Origin of the sequence: Acidipropionibacterium timonense (assembly GCF_900605005.1) — a bacterium.
In the GTDB taxonomy this organism is placed as follows: domain Bacteria; phylum Actinomycetota; class Actinomycetes; order Propionibacteriales; family Propionibacteriaceae; genus Cutibacterium; species Cutibacterium timonense.
Window position 1 is genome coordinate 2405432 of the sequence record NZ_LR027558.1, and the last position, 21302, is coordinate 2426733.

Below are 21302 nucleotides of genomic sequence, written 5' to 3' on the forward strand. Positions count from 1 at the left end.
CACCGGGGCCTCCCGGCTGCTCGACATGGTGGCGGGACGTTCCAAGAAGGTGTTCAAGACCTGGCTGGCCGGCCGCGACCAGGCCTGGCGCGACCGCATCCAGATCGTGGCGATGGACGGGTTCACCGGCTTCAAGACCGCAGCCGCCGAAGAACTCCCGGCCGCGGTCGAGGTCGTGGATCCGTTTCACGTCGTGCAGCTCGCCGGCGACCAGCTCGATGTCACCCGCCAACGCGTCCAGCAGGACACCACGGGCCATCGGGGCCGGGCGGGCGACCCCCTGTTCGGGGTCAGGCTGACCCTGCACACGGGCCGGGACCTGCTCACCGACCGGCAGGCCGCCCGCCTGGAACAGGTGTTCGCCGCCGACGCCCACGCCCCGGTCCAGGTCACCTGGGCGGTCTACCAGGAGATCGTGGCCGCCTACCGCGCCGAGAACCGTGCCGAGGGCAGACGCATCATGGCCCACCTCATCGACGCGATCGCCACCAAAGTCCCGAAGGCCCTGCCCGAAGTCACCACTCTGGGCCACACCCTGAAGAAGCGGGCCGACGACATCCTGGCCTACTTCGACCACCCCGGGACCTCGAACGGGCCCAGTGAAGCCATCAACGGCAGACTCGAACACCTCCGCGGCATCGCCCTGGGATTCCGCAACCTCACCCACTACATCACCAGATCACTCCTGGAGACCGGAGGATTCAGACCCCGACTACACCCTGGATCCTGAAGAGCCAGTTTCGCCCTGGCCTGGGCGGCCTGGTCGGTGTTCTGGCGCCACACGTGTCCGCAGCCGGTGCACCGGTACCGGCGCACCCGGATCTGAAGGATCGTGGGCCGGTGGCCCATCGGGGTATGGGCCAGCCGGCGGATCACCGTGTCACGAGGGACCCCCTGGCATCCGCACCAGTGGCACCAGTCGTCGGGGGCGACGACCCGGCAGGCCAGGACCGTCTCCTCGTCACTGATCAGCTGGCCGGTGACCTCCAGACCGAGTTCGTCGAGACGGGCGAATGTGGTCAGGTCGGGGGTGCTGAAGGTAGCGTGGTTCATGGAGGGCCTTGCGATTCACGAGGACGGGACTTAAGACACTCCGATCCTCGCGCAGGGTCCTCCCCTCACGCACTCCGGGCCGCCATCACAGGAACCCCACAACTACACCCTGGATCCTGAAGAGCCCCTGATCCTGGATCACCTACCCGTCTCGCGGATCGCCGCATCCCTGGGAGTCGACTGGACCACCGCCAACGATGCGGTCCTGGCCGAGGGCACCCGCCTCCTCATATCGGATCCGCACCGCTTCGACGGCGTGAAGATCATCGGCGTCGACGAGCACGTGTGGCGCCACACCAGACGCGGCGACAAGTACGTCACCGTGATCATCGACCTCACACCGGTCCGCCAGGGGACGGGTCCGGCGCGCCTGCTCGACATGGTTCCCGGACGATCCAAGGCAGTGTTCAAGACCTGGCTCCAGTCCCGTCACAAGGTCTGGCGCGACCGCATCGGCATCGTGGCGATGGACGGGTTCACCGGCTTCAGGACCGCGGCCGCCGAGGAACTGCCGACCGCGGTCGAGGTGATGGATCCCTTCCACGTGGTCCAGCTCGCCGGCGATCAGCTCGACTGCACCCGCACTCGGGTCCAGCAGGACACCTGCGGTCACCGAGGCCGGGCGGGTGATCCGCTGTTCGGGGTCAGACTGACCCTGCACACGGGCCGGGACCTGCTCACTGATCGTCAGGCCGCTCGACTGGAGAGCGTGTTCTCCGCCGACGCCCACGCCCCGGTCCAGGTGACCTGGGCGGTCTACCAGGAGGTCGTGGCCGCCTACCGCGCCGAGAACAAGACCGAGGGCCGACGCATCATGACTCATCTGATCGACGCGATCGCCACCAAGGTGCCGAAGGCGCTGCCCGAGGTCGCCACCCTGGGCCACACGGTCAAGAAGCGTGCCGCCGACATCCTGGCCTATTTCGACCACCCCGCCTCCTCCAACGGGCCCACCGAGGCCATCAACGGCAGACTCGAGCACCTTCGCGGCATCGCCCTGGGGTTCCGCAACCAGGCCCACTACCGGCTCCGCAGCCTCCTGGAGACCGGAGGATTCAGACCCCGACTACACCCTGGATCCTGAAGAGCCGGATCACCCTGCATCGACACGGCTCCGACAAGCGGGGATGCATGGTGGTGTGAGCGGCGTCACAGAGCGGGGCTGCGCTCTTTCGCCCTTTCGGGGCCTGCTCGGCAGCCGGTTCCCTCAGGACCATCTGGCCGTGGTCGACGCGAGCCGACTCGCCAGATTCCGTGCGGCCTGCTCCATCGAGGCCAGTTCGTCGCGCAGATCCTCGTCGGGGCGCGGGGCGGGGTCCGCCGTGGCGGCGAATCCCTCGAGCACCGACGACACCACGGCGTCATGACGCGGCACGAACCGCTTGCGGAAGTACGGGTCGACGGCGGCGGTCTCGACCGTGAGTAGCTTGCGGTACTCCGTCGGCGACTTGCCGAAGGTTCGCCGGAACGCCAGGTTGAAGGCCTTGACGTCGGGGAAGCCGTTGGCGACGGCGACGTCGGCCACCCGTCGGCCGGGATCGCCGAGATCGCGGGTGGCCTCGCGCAGTCTCACCCGGGTGAGGTAGGCCGACGGGCTCATGCCGAGACGACTCGAGAAGAGCTGGGACAGGTAGGTCGGGTTGTAGCCTGCCGCCTGTCCGAGCTGTGCCAGGGTGACCCGGTCGCGGAAGTGTCTCTCGACGTGGTCGATGGTGCGTGAGAGGGCCTCGTTCGGGGCGTCACCGAGGGGTGTCTCCCCGGTGCCCTCGGACATCCGGCAGGACGTCGACAGGGTCGCGACGAGGTCGAAGAGGTCGCGCAGGTAGGCCGCTCGGGCCTCGACAGAATCGACCCCGGTGAGCATCATCCGTGCCAGCAGCAGGCGCAGCCGGGCGGTGGTCTCCCGGCTCGCGAGGTCGACGTCCCAGGGTCCGATCCGTCCGGACCCGAGCGCCGCGGAGAGGAAGGACGGTTCGACGTGGAGCAGCACCATGGTGCTGTCGGGCTGGATGGCCAGGGTCGCATGGCCGACATTGCTGTTGACCAGGCACAGGTCGCCGGGCCGCAGGCGTCGGGTCGCCCCGTCGGCGCAGAACTCGACCTCCCCGGTGAGCAGCACCGACACCTCGATCGCCGGGTGCCAATTGTAGTGGTACGTCCCGATCGCGTAGACGTACTGGACCAGCCGTTGCTCGGCGTCGAAGGCACAGTGGTACTCGCTCGGGTGCCCCCCGGCGTCGTGTCGTCGCCCCGCCATGGCGCCACGGTAGTCCACCGCCGCGGCCACCGAGCCGAAGCGGGTCGGACGAGGGTGGATTCTCGACGTGGAAGGCCGTTCTCGGACCGTTTCGCGTCCAGGATGCCCGCCCCACGTTGAAAATCCACCCTCACCCGTCCCACACCACCCCCCGAGGGCGCCGGGAACCATCCGCCGCCCCGGCGCGTCCCACCCGAGATGCCCCGCCCTCACGGGCCCGACACCGGAAGACCCCCATGTGGATCTGGATCCTCACCATCGCCGCCCTCACGGCCCTGCTCGCCGTCGACTTCGTCCTCCACGTCCGCACACCCCATGAGCCGACCCTGCGCGAGTCGGCCCTGTGGTCCGGCGTCTTCGTGGCCCTCGCCGTGCTCTTCGGTGTCGGGGTCTGGTGGTTGAGGGGCGCCGAACTCGGCCAAGAGTACTTCGCCGGATACGTCACCGAGAAGGCCCTCTCGGTCGACAATCTCTTCCTCTTCCTCGTCATCATGACGAGCTTCAAGGTCCCCCGGGAGAACCAGCAGAAGGTCCTCATGGTCGGGGTGGCGTTCTCCCTGCTGGCCCGCGGCGGTCTCATCGCCCTGGGCGCCGGACTCGTCGACTCGTTCTCGTGGACCTTCCATCTCTTCGGGGCCATCCTCCTGGTCACCGCCGTCAACATGGTGCGCGGCTCCGAGGCCCAGGACGGCGAGAACGTCATGGTGAGGCTGGCACGCCGACTCGTGCACACGGCTCCCGACTACGACGGGGACCGGCTCACCACCCGGGTCGACGGCCGTCGGGCGATGACCCCGATGGTCCTCGTCATGGTGGCCATCGCCGGCACCGACGTCCTCTTCGCCGTCGACTCGATCCCGGCCATCTTCGGCCTCACCCAGGACCCGTACATCGTTTTCACCGCCACGGCGTTCTCCCTCATGGGCCTGCGCCAGCTCTACTTCCTCCTCGATGGGCTGCTCGACCGGCTCGTCCACCTGTCCCACGGGCTGGCGGTCATCCTGGGGTTCATCGGGGTCAAGCTCATCCTGCACGCGCTGCACGAGAACTCGTTGCCCTTCATCAATGGGGGCCGTCCGGTCGACGTCCCCGAGATCTCGACCCCGGTCTCGCTCGGCTTCATCGTCGTGGTGCTGGCGGTCACCGTCGTCACCTCGCTCCTGGCCACGCGCCGGGAGGAGAGCCGTTCCGAGGAGCCCCTCACCTCGTCCCCCTGCCCCGACTGAGGACCGCATGAGATTCCCAAGAAGTCGCCGAGTATTGCCGCAGCCCCCGGTGTCGCGCTACCGATCCGGCCGTCCCCGACCTAGCCTGAGACCCGTGACACAGCGCCATCGCCTCTCCGCCCTCGCACTGGGGATCGTCCTCCTCAGCCCACTGACCGCCTGCAGCGGGAGCGGATCCAGCGATGGACAGCCCAGCCGGGGCAGCTCCGTCGCACCGAGCTCGACGGTCGTCAACGCGTCCTTCGTCCAGGGTGTCACGCAGACCTCGTTGCAGGCGGCGACCCCCCGTACGGTGTCGGCCAAGGTGCCGCAGATCGCCACGGCACGCAACCTCAGCCAGGCCATCGAGGTGGTCCGGGAGCGCGCCCTGCGCGGCGCGTCGTGGAGTTCCGCCTCGAAGATCACCATGACCTCGTCCTTCATCGCCGCGTCCGAGGACGTCGTCGGCGTCCAGATCGACACGACGACGACCACGAAGAGCGCCCAATCGGCGCGCACGACCCTGTGGTACGACGCCACCCTCGGCCAGACGTTCTCCTCGAACGTCCTCATCTCCTGGCCCGGCTGGAAGTCGTTCCGAAGCCTCGTCGGCAAGGCTGCCGCCGACGCCGGCCTCGATCGGACGAAGGCCCTGGCATCCCTCCAGCAGGCCCAGGCCCCGTACGGGTCGGGCCCGGCCCTGTCCTTCACGTCGAACGGCGGCATGGCGGTCGTCTTCCCCGCCGGGGCCGTCGGCACCACCCAGGCCTCCGTCACCCTCGACCGCAAGGCGGTCGAGCCGCTGCTGTCCGACTTCGGCGCGAAGGCCCAGGGCGCGTCCCTGCACCCGTCGACGTTCTCGGGTCACCCCTCGACGACTCGCACCTGGTGGACCCCGGCCAAGGACCGCCCGGCCCCGACGTCCTCACCCAACCTCCACCCGCTGCCGGGGGACTCGACGGCGGGCAAGGACGCGCAGACGACGGCGTCGGCCAGCCCCTCGGCGACCGCCTCCGAACCCGGATCGTCCGGCAACGGCGCCAGCTCGACCGCCACGACCCCGTCCACCACCAACACCGCCGTCAAGGCGCCGACCCTCGCCCCCGACGCCCACCCCTCGACGGCCGTCGGAATCGACTGCGTGGCCAACCAGTGCATCGCCCTCACCTACGACGACGGCCCGGGCCAGCGCACCCCCGAACTGCTCAAGACCTTCGAGGCCAGCAAGGCCGCGGCGACGTTCTTCGAGCTGGGCACCTCCATCGACGAGCGCGCCGAGACGACGAAGCTCGTCGCGGCCTCGGGATTCGAGATCGGCAATCACTCCTCGACCCATCCCGACCTGGCCACGGTGAGCACCGCGACCGTCAAGACCGAGGTCGGCGGCAACTCCGCGCGGCTGGCCAAGATCACCGGACGCCGCCCGATGCTCATGAGGCCGCCCTACGGCGATCACAACTCCAGCGTCGACGCCGTCATCGCCGCCAACGGCATGGCGGTCGTCAACTGGATCGTCGACACCCAGGACTGGCAGACGAAGTCGGCGTCGAAGACCCTGTCGAAGATCCTCGTCGACGCCGGCATCTACACCGGTCCGATCATGCTCATGCACGACATCCACGACGCCGCCATCGACGCCTCGGCCAAAGCCGTGCCGCAGCTCACCGCGGAGGGCTACCAGCTCGTCACGGTCTCCGAACTCACCGTCAACACCGGAGGCCTCCAGACGGGTCACGGCTACTGCCGGGGGACGGCGCTGGTGCAGGACGGCTACCTCTGCAAGGGCTGAGGGCCGAGCGCACCGAGCCGCCCGGTCCGCCACGGCCGGAACTCGTTGACCCGCCAACGGCCCGGGCCCTAGCATTATCCCTGCCGCGGGTCCACCCACCTCTGGCCCCGCGAAGGGCCCCTGACGCGTCCCCCGTCGACGCCGGGGGCCGAGAGGCCTCGCCGTGCCCCCCATGGAGCGAGGCCTCTCCCCTTGTCCGGGGCCGGTCCCGGCACCAGTGGCCAGGTCTCCCGGGGGTCGGCCCAGGCCCGCCGACCCACGCCGTCCGGGATGCCGGACATCGCGTCCGACAGGACGGCGTCAGTCCCTCACCGCGCCAGATGCACCCGTCGCAGCACCGGGGCGACGATCTCGTCGACCTCGTCGATGTGCAGCAGCCTGGCGCACCCGACGAAGATCGCGACGTACAGCACCCCGCACACCCCGGTCGTCAGCGCGTGGACGATCCACCGCGAACCGAGCATCGACATGCCCTGGACCGCGAACCAGGTCGGGACGGCGGCAGCGACCGAGGCCGCCAGCAGGCGTCCCCACAGGCCCGCGACCGACCGCATGCCCAGCCCGTCCATCTGCCGTGAGGCGATGCGTGCCCAGACCACCGAGACGACGGTGTTGGCCACGGTCTGGGCCGCCGCGACGACGAGCAGGGCCGAGCTGGGTGGGGCCACGAGTACGAGCAGGACGATCGCCAGCTGGGTGCCCGACAGGACGAGCTGGAGGTTGAAGTTCTGCCGGCCGTCCTCGCGGGCGAAGCAGTAGCGCTGCTGCAGGGTCGAGACGCCGAAGGGCAACAGTCCCAGACCCATGATGGCCACCGCCCACGCCAGGACGTCGACCTGCCCGGACTGGAGTCGGAAGATCGTCTGCACCCCGGGCTTCGCCAGGACGACCATCGCCAGACTGCACGGGATGATGGCGACGGCCGGGGCCGTCATGCCCTTGCGGACGAGGACCCGCAGGGCGCCGGCGTCGGCGTCGGCGTGGGCCCGACTCATCCTCGGGAACAGTGCGGTGAGGATCGACGTCGTGATGAAGCTGTGCGGCAGCATGAAGACGAGGAAGGCGTTGTCGTAGGCGGCCACCGAGCCGGACACCTCGGGATGGGCCAGTCGCACCCAGGAGAGGATCTTCTTGGTGAGGATGCCGGCGATCTGGGACACGACGAGCGCACTGAAGGTCCACACGGTGATGCGGGCCGCCGCCCCCAGCCCGTAACCGCGCACCCCCCACCGCGGTCGCCAGCGGAATCCGCCGCGGCGCAGCGGGATGATGAGGAAGACCCCCTGGAGGACGATGCCGAGGGTCGTCGTGCCGGCCAGCACCCACACCATCTGCGAGGTCCACGTCGCCGGGTCCGGGTGGGCTCCGAACTGGACGAGGAACCACACCAGGCCGGTGATCTGGACGATGTTCGCCAGGACCGGGCTCCACATGAAGGCCGCGAACTGGCCGCGGGCATTGAGCACCTGGCCGAGGATCGCGTAGAGCCCGTAGAAGAAGATCTGCGGCATGCAGATGAAACCGAAGAACACCGTGAGGTGCCGGGTGACCCCCGAGGACGAGAAGTAGGCGTCGAGCAGCCACGGCGAGGTCGCCGTCGCGATGACCGTGACGACGAGCACGGCGGCGAACGACGCCGTGAGGAGGCGGTCGACGAAGTCCTGGCCGCCGTCGGGCCGCTTCATCGCCTTGGTGATCTGCGGGATGAGGATGGCGTTGAGGACGCCGGCCGACAGGAGGATGAAGACGACGTTGGGCAGGGTGTTCGCGGCCTGGAAGGAGTCCAGGGCCAGGGAGGTCCCGCCGGCGATGGCGGTGAGGAGGAAGGTCCGCACGAACCCGAGGACGCGGGACACCATGGTGCCGGCCGCCATGACCATGCTGGCCCGCCGCAGGGAGCTCTCGGGTCGGGCCTGCCCGGGATGTGACGGATCGGGTCGGGCCTGCTCGGGACCGGGCCCACCGGCCGACCCGGACCGGGTCTCGAGGTCCGCCGGGTCCTCGGCCGCCAGGGGGGCCGATGCCTTGCGCCGGGCGACGTGGAGATCGGCCCGGGTGTCGTCGTCCTCGAGCCGGCGGATCTGCGCGACGAGGTCCGACCCGAGCATCGTGGCGTCGACGTCGAGGAAGTCGTAGACGTCCGGCGTGTTGGGCAGGTCGGGGACCCTCAGCAGGTCGTAGACGTCGACGCCGTCCTCCTCGCCCCCGTGGTGGGTCACGTCAGCGGCCCGTCCCGGCGTAGACGATCGCCTCGCCCTCACTGTCCAGGCCGAAGGCGGTGTGGGCGGCACGGACGGCGTCGTCCACCTGGTCGGCCGAGACGACGACCGAGATGCGGATCTCGGAGGTCGAGATCATCTGGAGGTTGATGCCGCGCTCGGCCATGGCCTTGAAGAACGTCGAGGTGACGCCGGGGTGCGATCTCATGCCGACGCCGACGACCGACACCTTGCCGATCTGGTCGTCGTAGAGGAGCTCCTCGAAACCGATCTCGTCCTGGAGCCCGCGGATGGCCTCGATGGCCTTGCGACCCTCACTCATCGGCAGGGTGAACGAGAGGTCGGTCCGCCCGTTCATGACGCGGGAGGCGTTCTGGACGATCATGTCGATGTTGATGTCGGCGCGGGCCACGGCCTCGAAGATCTGGGCGGCGCGGCCGATGGCGTCGGGGATGCCGGCGATGGTGATCTTCGCCTCGGAGCGGTCATGAGCGACCCCGGAGATGATGGCGTCCTCCATGTCTGACATGTGTGTTCCCTTCTCGGTGTCGTCTTTGTCGGTCACCCAGGTGCCGGGCTTGTCGGAGAACGACGACCGCACGTGGACCGGGACGTTCTCGCGGCGGGCGTACTCGACGCACCGCAGGTGGAGGATCTTCGCCCCACACGCGGCCATCTCGAGCATCTCCTCGTAGGAGATCCTCGGGATGCGACGGGCCTCCGGGACGATCCGCGGGTCGGCGGTGAAGACCCCGTCGACGTCGGAGTAGATCTCGCAGTAGTCGGCGTCGAGAGCCGAGGCCAGGGCGACCGCGGTGGTGTCGGAGGCGCCGCGCCCCAGCGTGGTGACGTCCTTGGTGGTCTGCGAGACCCCTTGGAACCCGGCGACGATGACGACGTCGCCGTCGTCGAGGGAGCGCACGATCCGGCCGGGGGTGATGTCGATGATGCGGGCGTTGCCGTGGGCGGCGGTCGTGATGACACCGGCCTGGGAGCCGGTGTAGCTGCGGGCCGGGACCCCGAGGTCGGACAGGGCCATGGCCAGCAGGGCGGCCGACTGACGTTCCCCGGTGGTGAGGAGCATGTCGAGCTCGCGGGGCGCCGGCTGGGGCGAGACCTCGAGGGCCAGGTCCATGAGCTCGTCGGTGGTGTCGCCCATGGCCGAGATGACGACGACGATCTCGTTGCCGGCCTGCTTGGCGGCGGCGATACGACGCGCCACGCGCTTGATCGAGGCGGCGTCGGCCACCGAGGAACCGCCGAATTTCTGGACGACTCGCGTCATCAACCCTCCCGAGGATACGGACACTGAAGTCTAACCAGCCTCCCCGAGGGGTCCGTGGAGGCGTCCCGTGGGCGGGACCGCCACGATTCCCCGCGCAAGTCCCGTGATCCGGCCCTGGACCCCGATGGACGCACTTGCGCGGGGAATCGTGGCGGCCGACCTGCGAACCCGTCCTCGAGGATGCGCGATCTCGTCCGGCGCGCAGCCCCCTGACCTACCCTTGAACCATGACGACCATTGGATGGGGAATCGTCGGCACCGGCCGCATCGCGCGCACCATCCTCGCCGACTTCGCGCATGTCAAGGACGCGCGCCTGGCTGCGGTGGCATCACGGTCACAGCGCAATGCGGACAGTCTCGCCGACCTGGCCGAGGCCACCCTCGGGGGCGCACGGCCCACCGCCCACCCCGACTACGCCTCGATGATGACCGACCCCGACGTCGACGTCGTCTACATCGCCACTCCGCACCCCCAGCACCGCCCGATCGCCCTGGCCGCCCTGGCTGCCGGGAAGGCGATCCTCGTGGAGAAGTCCTTCGCCGCGACCTACGAGGGCGCCCGCGAGATCGTCGACGAGGCGCGGGCTCGCGGGGTCTTCGCCATGGAGGGCATGTGGAGCCGCTTCCTGCCCGTCATCGTCGAGATGGAGCAGGCCGTCGCCGACGGTGTCATCGGCGAGGTGACGAGCGTCCAGGGCGACCTCTTCGCCCTGCGCGACTACGACCCGCACGACCGTCTCTTCGCCCCGGAGCTCGGTGGCGGGGCGATGCTCGACCTCGGGGTCTACGTGCTCGACGTGGCCCTGCGGCAGTTGGGAAGCCCCGAACACATCGTCGCCTTCGGCAACCTCTTCCCCAACGGCGTCGAGTCCGACGTCGCCATGCTGCTGCGGCACTACGGCGGACGCACCTCGACCCTGGCCGTGTCACTGCGCGCCGACGGCCCCGGCCGCATGGTCATCCACGGCACCGAGGGCTGGATCGAGGTGGAGCCGCGGTTCCATCACCCCGGGCGCACGGTCATCCATCGCCACGGCGTCATCCCCAAGGTCCACGACACGCCTGCGCTGGGCCGGGGCTACGCCCATGAGTTCATCGAGGTCGACCGATGCCTGCGCGAGGGCCTCACCGAGAGCCCGATCATGCCGCTCGACGACACGCTGTCCACCTCGCGGACCATCGCCGAGGTACTGAGACAGGTCGGGGTCACCCCGCACGACGCCATCGAGCTGCCCCATGCCTGAGCTCACCTGGGTCCGGTCGCCCAAGGCCATCAACGGAGACCGCACCGGCATCTACCTGCTCCACGTCGACGGGACGGTGGCCGGTCAGGTCGAGTGCGTCCAGCATCATCCGGCGGTCGTCGACCTCCTCCACGCCTACGTCCACCCGAGTCAGGGTGGGGGAGGCGTCGAGGACCTCCTCGTGCGCTCCGTCCTGGGCCGTCTGCAGGAGGACGGGTACCACATCGTCCCCACCTGTCGGGCGGTCGCGGCGTGGATCAGCGACCACCCCGATTACGCCCCGATGATCGCCCGTGGGGGTCGATGAGGCCGAGGACCGGGGGCAGCAGCAGCGTCGGGATGAAGATGAGCCACCACAGGTGCCAACCGGTGGCGAAGAGGAAGATGAGGACCGCCGGCCAGGTCACCGCCGACAGGACGGCCGCGACGTTCGCCGCGGGGCGCGGAGCCACTGGGGCGGCTCCGGGCCGGGCGAGACCCACCGCCTGCGGGATCGCCATCGCCTGACCGTCCTCGGGGAGGTCGACGAAGAGCCGGTCCAGGTCGGCCCGGGTGCGCGCGGCGAGCGCCGCCCCCATGCGCTCGTCGAACTCGTCAGGGTCGAGACGCCCCTGGGCCAGGTGCTCGCGCAGTCGCCTCACGGCGTCGTCACGGTCGGCGTCGCCGACCCGGATGTCCGGTCCCATGGAACGATGCTACCGGGGCGTGGTCCGGGATCGCCGGGCGTCGTCCGCCGGGTCGACGCGCTGGGTCACGTCCGCGTCATGGACGATGAGCGCCACCTGGACCCGATTGGTCGCCCCGAGCTTCTCGAGGATGTGGGTCACCTGCGCCTTGACGGTGGCCACCGACAGGTACTCGCGCCGGGCGATCTCGGCATTGGTGAGCCCCTCCCCCACCGCCAGGGCGACCGCGCGCTCACGGTCGTTGAGCCGTGCCAGGGCCCCGCGCGCCTCCTCCTGCCGGGGGGACGCCGTCGACCTCGTGGCCATGTCGATGACCTGGGAGACGACGCTCGGCGAGAGGATCTGCTCGCCCGCCGCGACCTGGCCGATGGCCTCGATCATCCGCGGCGGTGGGGTGTCCTTGAGCAGGAAGCCGTCGGCCCCGGCCACCAGGGCCCGCAGGACGAGGTCGTCGGAGTCGAAGGTCGTGAGGACGACGATCCGGGGCGGATCGGCCAGGTCCCTCAGCCTCCGGGTGGCCTCCAGCCCGTCCACCCTGGGCATCCGGATGTCCATGAGGACGACGTCGGGCCGGTACCGGGTGACCAGGCCGACCGCCTCGTCCCCGTCGGCTCCCTCCCCGACGACCTCGAGGGTCGGCGCGCCACCGAGGATGAGACGCAGTCCGGCGCGCACGAGGGGGTCGTCGTCGATGAGCAGGACCGTCGTCACCACGGGAACCACACCTCCAGGTCGAAACGTCCATCGTCGGTCGGGCCGCAGCTCACCCGTCCACCGGTCATCCGCGCCCTTTCCCGCAATCCTTCCAGACCGACCCCGGAGCCGGGGACCGGACGGGCCGGGGCCGCCACGGGCAGCGGGTTCGAGACCTTGATGTCCAGACCCTCGCCCGCGCGGCCGGCCAGGAGGACGTCGACGGCACATCCGGGGGCGTGCTTGCGGGCATTGGTGAGCCCCTCCTGGACGACGCGGAAGGCATGTCTGCCGGTGGCGGTCGGCAGCTGGCCGAGGTCCTCCGCCGTGATCTCCAGACGGACCCGCTGTCCCCCGGCCCGGGCCTGCTCGACGAGTGCGGGCAGCTCGGCGACGGTGGGTTGGGGTTTGTCGGGGCGGGCGTCGGTGTCGGTGCTGCGCAGTGACCCGAGGACGGCACGCAGTTCCTCGAGTCCGTCGTGGGCGTTCTCCTGGATGGTCGCGGCGATCTGGCGGGTCTCCTCGGGACGCAGGTCATCGCGCCAGGCCAGGGCCCCGGCGTGCATGGAGATGAGGCTGAGGCGGTGGGCCAGGACGTCGTGCATCTCCCGGGCGATCCGGTTGCGTTCGGTCTGCTGGCCGGCCAGGACACGCAGTTCCTGTTCCCGCTCGGCCGTCTCGGCGCGGTCTCGCAGGCCAGCGATGAGATCGCGCCGGGCGCCGATCGACACGCCGATGGCGGTGAGCAGCCCCACCCACAGGGCCATCGTGAGGACGACGGCCAGCATCTCGGGCCAGGAGGTCACCGTGGCCCGGCCGTTGAAGGTGACGTTGACCCCGCCCGAGGCGTCATTGAGGACGGCGGCGATGGGCATGGCGACGAGCTGGGCGAGGAAGAAGACGAGGATCTGACGCCACCGACGGCGCGTCGCCAGACTGATCGACGCCCAGGCCAGGGCGACGACGAGGGAGGAACAGACGATCGAGGCCAGGAGCACCGACCAGCACACGAGGAGGGGATGACGGCGTCGCCACCTCATGGCGACGATGAGACCCGCCCCGACGACCAGGTCGACCGGGGCCCACCATCCGGGAAGCCCGGTGCGACCATGGCCCGTGGCCTGCGCGATCCACGTGATGGCGGCCAGGATCCATCCCACGACGGCCGCACCGTACCGACCGACGCACCCGAGGGTCGACACCGGTCCCCAGCCGGACGACAGGTCGGCGCCGGCCGGGTCGACTCGGGCCGGTCCGCGACCGGCTGGCTGGGTGGGGGACGACGTCGTGGCGGGCACGATCTCAGGCTACGGTCCGACGCCGTCCGACGGGAGCTCCGGCGCCGTCCAGTCGACCTTCGGACCTGTCGGATCGACCTTGGTCGACAGGGATGACGCCGAAGGAGAGCACCGTCCGAGACCTTCACCACTGGCGCCACCCCGGGTGGCCGGAGTGTCGTGAGGGACATGATCACAGTCACCCACCTCACGAAGACGTACGGACATCTCACCGCCGTCGACGACGTCTCCTTCACCGTCGAGCCCGGGTCGGTCACCGGCTTCCTGGGGCCCAATGGTGCGGGCAAGTCGACGACCTTGCGCTGCATCGTCGGACTGGCACGGCCCACCTCCGGGACGATCACGGTTCTGGGGCAGCCGTTCCGGTCGTTGCCGAACCCGGCCGCCCAGGTCGGCGTCCTCCTCGACGCCTCCGCGATGCACCCGGGGCGCACCGGCCGGGAGACCCTCACCGTCGCGGCGACGACCATCGGCGCACCACGGGCACGGGTCGACGAGGTCCTCGAGCTGGCCGGGCTCACCGCCAAGGAGGGACGCCGCCGGGTCGGCGCGTACTCGCTGGGGATGAGGCAGCGTCTCGGGGTGGCCGCCGCGCTCCTCGGCCGCCCACAGGTCCTCATCCTCGACGAGCCGGTCAACGGCCTGGATCCCCAGGGCATCCGGTGGATGCGCACCCTGCTGCGCGACTTCGCCGACCGGGGCGGGGCCGTGCTGCTGAGCTCGCACCTCTTGCACGAGGTGCAGCTCATCGCTGACCGCATCGTCATGATCGGCTCGGGCCGGATCGTCGCCGACGACACCCTGGCTGCCCTCACCGCCCGTCACGAGGATCTCGAGGACACGTTCTTCGACCTCACGGCCGTCTCCTCCCGCGAACCGCGGGATCTGGACACCACGGAAGGAACCGCAGCATGAGCACCCTGGACAGCATCCCCACCGCCCGGTTCGGCAACCTGGTGGTTGCCGAGACCCGCAAGTTCATCGACACCCGGGCGAGCATGTGGCTGCTCACGGCCATCGGCTCCCTCACCGTGGTCCTCGCCGGCGTCTGGACCGCGCTGGCCGATCGTTCCGCCCGGGACGGGACGGTGGCGTGGTACGGCGGGCTCGGGGTCACCTCGACGGCCGCGGCCATGCTGCTGCCGATCATGGCCATCCTCATGGCGACCTCCGAGTGGAGCCGCCGGACCGCCATGACGACCTTCGTCATGACCCCGCGGCGTCCCCTCGTCACCGTCGCCAAGGGCCTGGTCGTCACTGGCGCAGCGTTCGTCGGAGCCCTCGTACCCACTCTCGTCACCGCCGCAGCGGGGCTGGCGGTACGAGTGGCTCACCCCGACCTCCAGGTGACCTGGTCGATGGGGTGGACGGTCATCCTGGGCAGCGCTCTGGCGGTCGTCCTCCAGGTGCTCATCGGCTTCGCGCTGGGCATGGCGTTCCTCAGCGCCCCGGCCGCGATCGTCACCCTCCTGGCGGTGCCACCGCTCATGCCGCTCATGGCCATGGTCCCGGTCCTCGACCGGATCGAGCCGTGGGTGAACTTCCCGCACGCCCTGGACCCGCTGCTCGGCGGGACGATCTCCGGGATGGGCTGGGCCCATCTGGCCAGCGCACTCGGGTTGTGGATGGTCGCGCCGCTGGTCGTCGGACTGTGGCGTCAGCAGGTGCGCGAGCCCTGAGTGGACGCCAGGACCTGACGCGGGTCGGCCCGCCGCGGTGTCCTCCGCGGCGGGCCGGGTCGCGTTCAGGCCTTGACGACCCGCACCGCCAGGCCGAGGTCCGGCTCGACGGCCCAGTCCTCCCCCCGGGGCTGCCGGGACATCTCGACGGCCAGCACCTCCTCGGCGATCTGGGCCGCGTGAGCGGCGACGGCGTCGGCCAGGTCGCCGTCGGCGTCCCAGGCCAGGGTGATCCGGTCGGAGACGTCGAGCCCGGTCTGCTTGCGGGTGTCCTGGATGAATCGGACGGCCTCGCGGGCCAGGCCGGCGCGGGCCAGCTCAGGGGTGATCTCGAGGTCGAGGGCGACGGTCTCCCCCTGCTCATTGAGGACGCTCCAGCCCTCCCGCGGGCGCTCCGAGACGATGACGTCGTCGGCCTCGATGACCGCCTGGCCGCCCGGCACCTCGGGCACGTCGAGGGTCACCGGGCCGGCGGCAAGGTCGGCGGCGAGCCGTGCGGCGACGGCGGCTGCGATGGCTGCGGCGACCTTTGGCGTGGCCTTGGCGAACTTCTTGCCCAGGGCCCGGAAGTTGCCCTTGGCCGAGTAGTCGACGAGGTCGCCGGCCGTCCCGAAGGACTCCAGGGTGAGGACGTTGAGCTCCGAGGTGATCTCGGCGCGCAGGTCCTCACCGAGCCGACTCAGCGCGGGCCCCGAGATGAGGGCACGGGCCAGCGGCTGACGGGTCTTGACCTTGGCCTCGGCCCGCGCCCCACGGCCCAGCTCGACGATCCGTCGGGTGAGGTCCATGGCATCGTCGAGGGACTCGTCGATGAGGGACTCGTCGGCCACCGGCCAGTGCGACAGGTGCACCGACTCGGGAGCCTGCGGATCGGTCGTCACGACGAGGTCCTGCCACACCCGCTCGGTGATGAACGGCACCATCGGTGCCATGAGCTGGGTGAGGGTGACGAGGGTCTCGTGGAGGGTCCACAGGGCGCTGGGATCGCCGTCCCAGAAACGCCGCCGCGACCGCCGCACGTACCAGTTGGACATCTCGTCGATGAACTCGGCGAGCAGCTGACCGGTGCGCTGGGTGTCGAAGTTCTCCAGGGCGGCGGTGACCTCACGGACCAGGACGTTCGTCGCCGAGACGAGCCACCGGTCGAGGACGTGGCGCGTGTTGACAGCGGGGGGGACGACCCCCCCGGGCCCCCTCGAGTCGACAGCGGGGGGGACGACCCCCACCCCGGACGGCGTCCACCCGTTCGCGCGGGCGTACAGGGCGTGGAACGAGACCGTGTTCCAGTAGGTGAGCAGGACCTTGCGGACCGTCTCCTGGATCGTCTCGTCCCCCACCCGTCGGGCGCTCCACGGCGACCCGTCGGCGGCCATGAACCAGCGGACGGCGTCAGCCCCGTGCTTGTCCATGAGCGGGATGGGCAGGAGGATGTTGCCCAGGTGCTTGGACATCTTGCGGCCGTCGGCGGCGAGGATGTGTCCCAGGCACAGGACGTTGCGGTACGAGGACTGGTCGAAGACGAGCGTGCCCACCGCCATGAGCGTGTAGAACCAGCCGCGGGTCTGGTCGATCGCCTCGCAGATGAAGTCGGCCGGGTAGTGCTCGAGGAACTTCTCCTTCGACCCCGGCACGTGCGGGTATCCCCACTGGGCGAAGGGCATCGAGCCGGAGTCGAGCCAGGCGTCGGCCACCTCGGGGACGCGGTGGTACGTGTGCCCGTCGCGCTCGAAGGTCACCTCGTCGATGAACGGACGGTGCGGGTCCATCCCGGTGAGGTCGCGTCCGGCGTACTCCGAGAGCTCCTTGAGGCTGCCGACGCACACGACGTCGCTCGGGTCGTCGTCATTGCGCCACAGGGGCAATGGAGTGCCCCAGTAGCGGGTCCTCGAGACGGCCCAGTCGATGTTGTTCTCGAGCCAGTCGCCGTAGCGTCCGTGCTTGATCGTCTCGGGGTACCAGGTCGTCGCCTCGTTCTGGGCGACGAGCTGCTCCTTGATCCGCGTCGTACGGATGTACCAGGAGGGCTGGGCGTAGTAGATGAGCGGGGTGTCGCAGCGCCAGCAGTGCGGGTAGGAGTGCCAGTGCATCTCGAGGCGGAAGAGGATGCCGCGCCGTTCGAGGTCCTCGCAGATCGGCTTGTCGGCCGACTTGAAGAACATCCCGCCGACCAGCGGCAGGTCGTCGGCAAAGGTGCCGTCGGGGCGGATCGGGTTGACCATGGGCAGCCCGTACGATCGACAGGTCGCCAGGTCATCGGCGCCGAAGGCCGGGGCCTGGTGCACCAGACCCGTGCCGTCCTCGGTGGTGACGTAGTCGGCCATGATGACGAAGTTGGCGTCCGCAGGGGTGGGACGGCCGTCGGCGGTGAGGTGCTCGTGGGCCGGCCAGGACAGCAGTTCGTAGGGGCGCTGGTAGGTCCAGAACTCCATCTCGGATCCGAGGAAGGACTCCCCGGTGAGGCTCCAGCCCTCCCCCAGCACCGACTCGAAGAGGGGCTCGGCGATGACGAGGTCCTCGCTGGCCGGGTCATCGGTGCGCTCGGCAGGATCGGCCGGGTCGGGGTCGCGATGGGCGACGACGTATCGGACGTCCGGTCGCACCGCCACGGCGGTGTTCGAGACGAGGGTCCAGGGAGTCGTCGTCCAGACGAGCAGTCGGGCGCGCCCGGCCAGCGGACCGGAGGTCAGCGGGAAGCGGACGTAGATCGAGGGGTCGCGATCGTCCTGGTAGCCCTGGGCGAGCTCGTGGTCGGACAGGGTCGTGCCGCAGCGGGGGCAGTAGGGGGCGACGCGGTGGTCCTCACCGAGCAGTCCCTTGTCGAAGATCTGCTTGAGACCCCACCACACGGACTCCACGTAGGACGGCTTCATCGTCCAGTAGGCGTCGTCCATGTTGACCCAGTAGCCCATGCGCTGGGTGAGCTCGGTGAAGGCGTCGACATGCCGGGTGACCGACTCACGGCACTTCTTGTTGAAGGGCTCGACGCCGTACTTCTCGATGTCGGGCTTGCCGGAGAATCCGAGCTCCTTCTCGACGGCCAGCTCCACCGGCAGGCCGTGGCAGTCCCAGCCGGCCTTGCGGTCGACGTGGTAGCCGAGCATGGTGCGGAAACGCGGGAAGACGTCCTTGAAGACGCGCGCCTCGACGTGGTGGGTGCCGGGCTGGCCGTTGGCGGTGGGCGGGCCCTCGAAGAAGGTCCAGGGCTGGCCGTCCTTGGTGGCCTCCAGGGTCTTCTCGAAGGTGTGTTCCCGCTGCCATAGGTCGATGATCTCGTGCTCCATCGCGGGCAGGTCGACCTGCGGCGGCACGACGGCGTAGTGGCCGGTGAACTGGTTCTTCTCGCTCATGGCGGCGGGGAATCCTTCGTCTCGTCCTGACGAGGGACGAGGACCCGACTCACCCGGGGCACCCGCGGTACCACCCTCATTGCGTCACCGAGGTGACGCCGCTCATTGGCCTGCCGCTGCCGGTTCTAGTGAGGCTCGCGCCCGTTCTTCCGGCGGCTCCGGGGTGATGGCCCCATCAACGCCTTGCGGTCGGGGTCATCATATCGCCCGGAGGGAGGCGGTTGGTGCCGGCAGTTCCTCGAGGACCTGCTCGACGCCGCCCGACGGTCTGCTGCGGCCACCGTTGCCGGGACGACGTTGCGGCGCAGGACGTCATTGCCCAGGCGTGGGACGAGCCCACCCAGCGGAGCATCTCGACATCGTTGCCCGTCCCTCTCGCCCGGACGGCTCCAGACCCGGCACCCCGCTCCAGACCCGGCACCTCGCTCCGGAACTCGCACCTCGCTCCGGAAACCGCCAGCCCCCGTCCCCGACCAAGCTCCAGCCCGACCAAGCTCCAGAAACTCCACCTCGCGCCAGAAATCACCGACCCCGGACCGCCGACCGCCACCAAGCTCCAGAAACTCCACCCCGCGCCAGAAATCACCGACCCCGGACCGCCGACCGCCACCAAGCTCCAGAAACTCCACCCCGCGCCAGAAATACCAGGAGCAACGTCCATCTTCAGGAGCACAGTGCCAGATGGCGTCGACCCCACGACCGTTTCCGGAGCAAAGTCGCGAACGAACCATGGGAGAACCACCGGGCGACGACATCCGACGCGAGGAACGGCCGGCGACCCCCGAGCTCACTGCTCCCGCGGCACTCACTGCTCCCGCGGCGCCCCGGGGGGATCTCCCCCGCAATCCGCCACGCACCGGGCCCACCGGCTGTGAAGTCGGCGTCATACCCCGTGTCACGAAGGTTGGACGAGGTGACCCGGACATCTCACATGCGCTCCAGGAGCTGCTCGAGCACCTGCGCGACGCCGTCCTCGGCGTTCGACGCCGCCCGACGGTCGGCGGCGGCCACCGCTGCCGGGACGGCGTTGCCCATGGCATAGGACGTCCCGGCCCAGCGGAGCATCTCGACGTCGTTGGCCCCGTCCCCGAAGGCGACGACATCCTGCCGGCGTACCCCCACGCGGTCGCACAGCAGGGCCAGGCCGGTGTCCTTGGACGCCCCGGCGGCGCTCACCTCGAGCATCGGCATGCCGGACGTCGTGAGGTGCACCTCGTCCATCCCGAGGCCGCGGGCCCGCGCCTCGAGGTCGGCCAAGGGCAGGTTCGGGTGTCTGGCGACGAGCTTGAGGCAGTCGCCCCCGAGCACCTCGTCGAGGCTGAGCACAGGCATGGTGGCGGGGTCCCGGTTGTGGTCGGCGACGGTGACGAGGTCGGCGTACCCGGCCTGGGAGGCGAACCGGTCGCCGTCGTCCTGGATGGTGAGGAACACCGTGCCGGGAGCGACGTCGAGCAGGGCCAACGCGAACGCCCGGGCCACCTGCGCCGGGAGGACCTGCCGGAAGAGCACCGTGCCCCGGTGCAGGTCCCAACAGATCGCACCATTGGAACACAGCGCCCACCGGCCGAGGGCGTCGCGCCAGGCGTCGAGGCCGTAGAGCTGGCGGGCGGTGACCGGGACGACCGGCACCCCGCCCTCCTCGGCCGCCCGGATCGCCGCCCGGGTGCGCGCGCTGATCTGCTTGTCGGGCCCCAGAAGAGTGCCGTCGAGGTCGGTCGCGATGAGGCCCGGGCGTCTCACATCCGCTCCAGGAGCTGCTCGACCACCTGCGCGAACCCGTCCTCGGTGTTCGCCGGAGCCCGCAGCCCGGCCGCGGCGACGGCCTGCGGGGCGGCATTGCCCATGGCATAGGAGGTCCCGGCCCACCGGAGCATCTCGACGTCGTTGGCCCCGTCCCCGAGCGCGACGACATCCTCACGACGCTGGCCCAGCTCGCGACACAACACGTCCAGGCCGGTGTCCTTGGCGACCCCGTCGCGACACACCTCGATCATCGTGAACCCCGAATAGGTCGCGTGGACGCCGGGCAGGGCCAGGTCGAGGGCGATGCGGTAGAGCCGCTCGGCGGGCACCTGCGGGTGACGGACCATGATCTTGACGACGTCGGTGCCGATGAGCTGTTCGCGTGGCACCTCGACGAACCGGGCCGGATCCTTCTCGAGCTCCTCGTCCGGGGTGAGATCGACGTACCCGGGCTCGACGAGGAAGGTCGAGGAGTCGTCGACGACCCCGCAGAAGATCGCCCCGGGGACGGCGCCCGACAGCCCCGACACGACCTGCTCGACGACCGAGGCCGGCGTCGTCTGGCTGAAGAGGGTGCGACCGTCACGCAGGTCGACGCCGATGGCCCCGTTGACGACGATGGCGTAGTGCTGGAAGGCCGACGCCGCGAGCCGGAACCCCATGATCGCCCGGCCGGTGACCGGGACCACCGGGACGCCGGCCCGTTCGGCTGCCTCCACGGCCGCGACGGCCCGCGGCGAGGGGGTTCCGTCAGGTTGGAGGAAGGTCCCGTCCAGATCGGTGGCGATGAGCACGGATCCACCC

General features: G+C 70.0%; 16 protein-coding genes and 2 pseudogenes. 8 read left to right on the plus strand and 10 right to left on the minus strand.

What is annotated here, in order from left to right; genetic code table 11:
- A partial coding sequence (locus tag E0E30_RS11370) for an ISL3 family transposase (protein ID WP_130866730.1) occupies positions 1 to 730 on the plus strand: 730 nt, incomplete at its 5' end.
- Positions 731 to 732: 2 nt separating this feature from the next.
- Here E0E30_RS11370 and E0E30_RS11375 read toward each other — a convergent pair.
- A pseudogene (locus E0E30_RS11375) lies at positions 733 to 1053 on the minus strand (ISL3 family transposase); the annotation flags it as partial.
- A gap of 127 nt (positions 1054 to 1180) precedes the next feature.
- On the opposite strand from E0E30_RS11375, the pseudogene E0E30_RS11380 reads away from it, so the two are divergent.
- Positions 1181 to 2137, plus strand: a pseudogene (locus E0E30_RS11380) (ISL3 family transposase); the annotation flags it as partial.
- Between the two features lie 123 nt (positions 2138 to 2260).
- Here E0E30_RS11380 and E0E30_RS11385 read toward each other — a convergent pair.
- A complete protein-coding gene (locus E0E30_RS11385) occupies positions 2261 to 3310 on the minus strand; it encodes an AraC family transcriptional regulator (RefSeq protein ID WP_167853940.1) in 1050 nt (349 codons plus the stop codon).
- 236 nt (positions 3311 to 3546) lie between these two features.
- Between E0E30_RS11385 and E0E30_RS11390 the strand changes: the two genes are divergently transcribed.
- Together E0E30_RS11390 and E0E30_RS11395 are read left to right on the plus strand one after the other, a co-directional pair.
- On the plus strand, positions 3547 to 4536 hold the full coding sequence (locus E0E30_RS11390; RefSeq protein WP_130866373.1) for a TerC family protein: 990 nt from the start codon (positions 3547 to 3549) through the stop codon (positions 4534 to 4536).
- Between the two features lie 94 nt (positions 4537 to 4630).
- The gene (locus E0E30_RS11395; RefSeq protein ID WP_245306589.1) at positions 4631 to 6304 is read left to right on the plus strand and encodes a polysaccharide deacetylase family protein; all 1674 of its coding nucleotides are present in this window, start codon (positions 4631 to 4633) and stop codon (positions 6302 to 6304) included.
- Positions 6305 to 6612: 308 nt separating this feature from the next.
- On the opposite strand, the gene murJ is transcribed toward E0E30_RS11395, so the two are convergent.
- The gene (murJ, locus tag E0E30_RS11400) at positions 6613 to 8523 is read right to left on the minus strand and encodes a murein biosynthesis integral membrane protein MurJ (protein ID WP_245306590.1); all 1911 of its coding nucleotides are present in this window, start codon (positions 8521 to 8523) and stop codon (positions 6613 to 6615) included.
- A gap of 1 nt (position 8524) precedes the next feature.
- The gene (locus E0E30_RS11405; protein WP_130866375.1) at positions 8525 to 9808 is read right to left on the minus strand and encodes an aspartate kinase; all 1284 of its coding nucleotides are present in this window, start codon (positions 9806 to 9808) and stop codon (positions 8525 to 8527) included.
- Positions 9809 to 10035: 227 nt separating this feature from the next.
- On the opposite strand from E0E30_RS11405, the gene E0E30_RS11410 reads away from it, so the two are divergent.
- Positions 10036 to 11052 carry a Gfo/Idh/MocA family protein gene (locus E0E30_RS11410; RefSeq protein WP_130866376.1) on the plus strand — a complete coding sequence of 339 codons (1017 nt, stop codon included), beginning with the start codon at positions 10036 to 10038 and terminating at the stop codon, positions 11050 to 11052.
- The gene (locus tag E0E30_RS11415) at positions 11045 to 11359 is read left to right on the plus strand and encodes a GNAT family N-acetyltransferase (RefSeq protein ID WP_130866377.1); all 315 of its coding nucleotides are present in this window, start codon (positions 11045 to 11047) and stop codon (positions 11357 to 11359) included. Before E0E30_RS11410 ends, E0E30_RS11415 begins: the two co-directional genes overlap by 8 nt.
- On the opposite strand, the gene E0E30_RS11420 is transcribed toward E0E30_RS11415, so the two are convergent.
- From E0E30_RS11420 to E0E30_RS13515, 3 genes are read right to left on the minus strand one after another with little or no spacing between them, the layout of a single operon-like run.
- Positions 11310 to 11738, minus strand: coding sequence for a DUF1707 SHOCT-like domain-containing protein (locus E0E30_RS11420; RefSeq protein WP_130866378.1), 429 nt, complete (start codon positions 11736 to 11738; stop codon positions 11310 to 11312). The two genes, E0E30_RS11415 and E0E30_RS11420, sit on opposite strands and share 50 nt — an antisense overlap.
- Before the next feature lie 9 nt (positions 11739 to 11747).
- The gene (locus E0E30_RS11425; protein WP_210115891.1) at positions 11748 to 12449 is read right to left on the minus strand and encodes a response regulator; all 702 of its coding nucleotides are present in this window, start codon (positions 12447 to 12449) and stop codon (positions 11748 to 11750) included.
- Positions 12446 to 13729: a sensor histidine kinase gene (locus tag E0E30_RS13515; protein WP_130866380.1), complete on the minus strand. Its 1284-nt coding sequence runs from the start codon at positions 13727 to 13729 to the stop codon at positions 12446 to 12448. Before E0E30_RS13515 ends, E0E30_RS11425 begins: the two co-directional genes overlap by 4 nt.
- Positions 13730 to 13897: 168 nt before the next feature.
- Between E0E30_RS13515 and E0E30_RS11435 the strand changes: the two genes are divergently transcribed.
- Positions 13898 to 14644 (plus strand): ABC transporter ATP-binding protein, encoded by a 747-nt coding sequence (locus E0E30_RS11435; protein ID WP_130866381.1) that lies wholly within the window; start codon positions 13898 to 13900, stop codon positions 14642 to 14644.
- A complete protein-coding gene (locus tag E0E30_RS11440; protein ID WP_130866382.1) occupies positions 14641 to 15408 on the plus strand; it encodes a hypothetical protein in 768 nt (255 codons plus the stop codon). Before E0E30_RS11435 ends, E0E30_RS11440 begins: the two co-directional genes overlap by 4 nt.
- 65 nt (positions 15409 to 15473) lie before the next feature.
- Here the strand turns inward: E0E30_RS11440 and ileS are convergent, their stop codons facing one another.
- The 3 genes from ileS to E0E30_RS11455 form a co-directional block, all read right to left on the minus strand.
- The gene (gene ileS / locus E0E30_RS11445; RefSeq protein WP_130866383.1) at positions 15474 to 18755 is read right to left on the minus strand and encodes an isoleucine--tRNA ligase; all 3282 of its coding nucleotides are present in this window, start codon (positions 18753 to 18755) and stop codon (positions 15474 to 15476) included.
- Positions 18756 to 19682: 927 nt separating this feature from the next.
- Positions 19683 to 20495 (minus strand): HAD family hydrolase, encoded by an 813-nt coding sequence (locus E0E30_RS11450; RefSeq protein WP_130866384.1) that lies wholly within the window; start codon positions 20493 to 20495, stop codon positions 19683 to 19685.
- Positions 20492 to 21292, minus strand: a complete 801-nt coding sequence (locus tag E0E30_RS11455) for an HAD hydrolase family protein (RefSeq protein WP_130866385.1) — start codon at positions 21290 to 21292, stop codon at positions 20492 to 20494. The genes E0E30_RS11450 and E0E30_RS11455 overlap by 4 nt, the downstream gene beginning before the upstream one ends.
- Between the last annotated feature and the right edge of the window lie 10 nt (positions 21293 to 21302).